Origin of the sequence: Spongiactinospora gelatinilytica (genome assembly GCF_003236385.1) — a bacterium.
In the GTDB taxonomy this organism is placed as follows: Bacteria; Actinomycetota; Actinomycetes; order Streptosporangiales; family Streptosporangiaceae; genus Spongiactinospora; species Spongiactinospora gelatinilytica.
This window is the reverse complement of sequence record NZ_POUA01000541.1, coordinates 1-3,773: the sequence shown is the minus strand read 5'-3', so window position 1 is coordinate 3,773 and position 3,773 is coordinate 1. Positions and strand designations below refer to the sequence as shown.

Genomic DNA, 3,773 nt, shown 5'->3' with positions numbered 1-3,773 from the left:
GATGGGGGGCGAGTGCTGGGAGTTGGGAAGCGGGTGTGGTCCCGCTTTGGCTCCGGGCGTGGTGGGTGAGGGGGCCTTGCCTGGGCCGCGTGGACGTGCATGCTCTCCACGTCTACCTACGGCCGCCGAGTGTGCCTCGCCTTGGCGTCAGAGGGCCCGATCGGGGGCGGTACTTCGGCTTCGGGAGCGGCGTCTGGTTTGAAAGTGGCGGCTGTGCCGAGATTTGATTGACCGCTTTTCCGCTCGTCAGCGGCCCCCTTCCAGAGAAGTGCCCGACGAACGTGTCTGTTTGCCTCGCGCATCGCACACTCCGCAATTAGTGTGTTACACATCGTGAGTCAGGGAAGGGGGAATGACGTGGCGACGACACGTCATGTCTCGGCAAAGGCTCGTGACGGCGGTGTCTCGGCGTTGGCCGACCGATGGCCTCTGCTCGGGCAGCGATGGCCGCTGGTCGTCTACCTGTGCGGGATCGTAGTCCTGCATGTGGCCGGGACCGCCTTCTTCGGGTCCGAGACCATCATCCGATGGGTCGATGTGGCGACCTTCGCCGCGTTGATGGCCTGTGGGGCCGTCTGCATCGAGGCCAGCAGGCGGCTCGGCATGCCCGCGGGCGTGTCCCGGGACCTTCTGTCGGCATGGTGGTTACCGGTCGCTCTGCTCCTCCCGCCGTTCTACGCGTTGCTCGCGCCCATCCCGCTGCAGATTCTGCTGCAGACGCGAGTCCGCCAGACGGTGATCTACCGGCGGGTGTGCAGCAGCGCGGCGATCGGCCTGGCGGGGCTGACGGCGTCGCTCGTGTTCCACGGCAACGTCGAGGAGTTGTCGGAGTTGCGCGCGGCCGCGCCGGCGGCGCTGGGAATGGCCGTGGTGTCCGCGCTGCTGTTCACCGTGATCAACACGGCGTTGATCGCGATTGCCGCCCACCTCGCCGATCCCGACATGGGGTGGCGCGCGGTGCTGTGGAACAGGGAGAGCCTGCTGCTCGACGGCGTGGAGCTGTGCCTTGGCGTGCTGGTCGGCCTGGCCTGCGGGCTCAACGTGGCGTTGCTCGCGCTGACGCTTCCGCCGGTGGTGCTGCTCCAGCGCAGCCTGCTGCACGCCCAGTTGCAGGCGGCGGCCCGTACCGACCCCAAGACCGGATTGCTCAACGCCGCCACCTGGCAGCGGGAGGCCGACACGGAGATCGTCCGCGCCCGCCGTACCGGCGACACGCTGGGGCTGCTCATCATCGACATCGACCACTTCAAGCGGGTCAACGACCAGTACGGCCACCTGGTGGGCGACCAGGTGCTGATCGAGGTGGCGGCCGTGCTGCGCGGGCAGTTGCGCGAGTACGACGTCGTTGGGCGGTTCGGCGGTGAGGAGTTCGTGGTCCTGCTGCCCGGAGCCGACACGGCGGAGGCGCGGCGCGTCGCCGAGCGGCTGCGGCTGCGGATCGGTTGCATGGCCGTGCCGACAGACCATGAGGTGATCACGGTGACCGTGTCGGTCGGTGTGGCGATCAGCAACGTCCACGGCGACGATCTGCTCGACCTGCTGGCCGCCGCCGACCTGGCCCTTTACCGGGCCAAAGAGCTGGGCCGCAACCGCACCTGCCTGCCCGCCGCGCCGCTGGTCGCTTCCTCCGCGCCGGCCGCGGCCCCGATCGGCGAGCTGCCCGGCGACGTGATGGACGACCCCGCGGGGGATCTGAGCGGGGAACTGGTGGGCGAGTTGGTCGGCGAGGCGGCGGCCGAGCACGCGGAGCAGGGCCCCTGTGCCGACGCCGCTGACGGCGACGGCGACGCCGTACGGGGCGAGGCCTCTTGACCTGGCCCCCGCAAGGCGAACTCTGAGGAGTTTTCCGTTTGCCATCCGCCACTAAGCTGGGTGGCATGCCTGAGTACATCTACACGTTGCAGCGCGTGCGCAAGGCGCACGGCGACAAGGTTGTCCTCGATGACGTCACGCTGCAGTTCCTGCCAGGCGCGAAGATCGGTGTGCTGGGTCCGAACGGCACGGGCAAGTCGACGCTGCTGAAGATGATGGCGGGCCTCGAACAGCCGTCCAACGGCGAGGCCCGGTTGATGCCCGGTTTCACGGTCGGACTGTTGCAGCAGGAGCCGTCGCTCAACGAGTCGAAGACGGTGCTCGGCAATGTCGAGGAAGGCGTCGCCGAGACCAAGGCGGTTCTCGACCGTTACAACGAGATCGCCAAGGAGATGGAGACCGACTACAGCGACGCGCTGCTGGCGGAGATGGGCAAGCTGCAGGAGCAGCTCGACCACCGCAACGCGTGGGATCTCGACAGCCAGCTCGAACAGGCGATGGACGCCTTGCGCTGTCCGCCACCCGACGCCGAGGTGTCCAAGCTCTCCGGTGGTGAGCGCAGGCGTGTCGCACTGTGCAAGCTGTTGCTGGAGGCTCCCGACCTGCTTCTGCTCGACGAGCCGACCAACCACCTCGACGCCGAGAGCGTGCAGTGGCTGGAGCAGCACCTGGAGAAGTACGCGGGCACCGTGCTGGCCGTGACCCACGACCGCTACTTCCTGGACAACGTCGCGACATGGATCTTGGAGCTTGACCGGGGGCGCTGCCACCCGTACGAGGGCAACTACTCCACCTACCTGGAGAAGAAGGCGGCCCGGCTGCGGGTCGAGGGCCAGAAGGACATCAAGCGGAAGAAGCGCCTGGAGGATGAGCTGGAGTGGGTCCGCTCCAACCCCAAGGCTCGCCAGACCAAGAGCAAGGCTCGTCTGCAGCGGTATGAGGAGATGGCGGCCGAGGCCGACAAGTACCGCAAGCTCGATTTCGAGGAGATCCAGATCCCGCCGGGGCCGCGCCTCGGCACGACGGTGATCCAGGCGCAGAAGCTCACCAAGGGCTTCGGCGAGCGGCTGCTCATCGAGGATCTTTCGTTCAGCCTGCCGCGTAACGGCATCGTTGGTGTGATCGGCCCGAACGGCGTCGGCAAGACCACCCTGTTCCGCATGATCACCGGGAACGACACGCCGAGCGATGGCTCGATCACCGTAGGTGACACGGTGCAGATCTCGTACGTCGACCAGAGCAGGGCGGGCATCGACCCGGTTAAGAACGTCTGGGAGGTCGTCTCCGACGGTCTCGACCACATCAAGGTCGGGCATGTGGAGATGCCGTCCAGGGCGTACATCGCGGCCTTCGGGTTCAAGGGACCGGACCAGCAGAAGCCGGCCGGGGTGCTGTCCGGTGGCGAGCGCAACCGGCTCAACCTGGCGCTGACCCTCAAGCAGGGCGGCAACGTGCTGCTGCTGGACGAGCCGACGAACGACCTTGACACCGAGACCCTTTCCAGCCTGGAGAACGCGCTGCTCGACTTCCCGGGCTGTGCGGTGATCACCTCGCACGACCGGTGGTTCCTCGACCGCATCGCGACGCACATCCTGGCTTGGGAAGAGGGCTCGAACTGGTTCTGGTTCGAGGGCAACTTCGCCGACTACGAGAAGAACAAGATCGACCGCCTGGGCGCCGACGCCGCCCGCCCGCACCGCGTCACCTACCGCCAGCTCCGCCGCGACTGACCTCCTGGTTTCCAGGGCCCCGCATGGCCCCCTGCCCATGCGGGGTGCGATAGCAGACCAGGGGTGGTGCGGCGGTCGGCTGTTCCACGGGGTGGTGGCCGGGGATGGTTACTTCTGCCCTGGTCGATCGGGTCTGGGGCGGATGTCGCTGAACGGCTGGACGCGGGCAGCTCAAGAGCCGTGTTCGACGAGCGGGCGCTGTCGTGGTGGGGTTCGCGGGTGGGCCCATTG

The 3,773-nt window shown here is 67.5% G+C and carries 2 protein-coding genes; both read left to right on the top strand.

Going from position 1 to position 3,773, the window contains the following annotated elements; all coding sequences use genetic code 11:
* Nucleotides 1–411: 411 nt before the first annotated feature.
* Nucleotides 412–1,812, top strand: coding sequence for a GGDEF domain-containing protein (locus C1I98_RS36525; RefSeq protein WP_233508492.1), 1,401 nt, complete (start codon nt 412–414; stop codon nt 1,810–1,812).
* 65 nt (nt 1,813–1,877) lie between these two features.
* On the top strand, nt 1,878–3,542 hold the full coding sequence (gene ettA / locus C1I98_RS36520; protein ID WP_111171847.1) for an energy-dependent translational throttle protein EttA: 1,665 nt from the start codon (nt 1,878–1,880) through the stop codon (nt 3,540–3,542).
* The last annotated feature ends 231 nt before the right edge of the window (nt 3,543–3,773 follow it).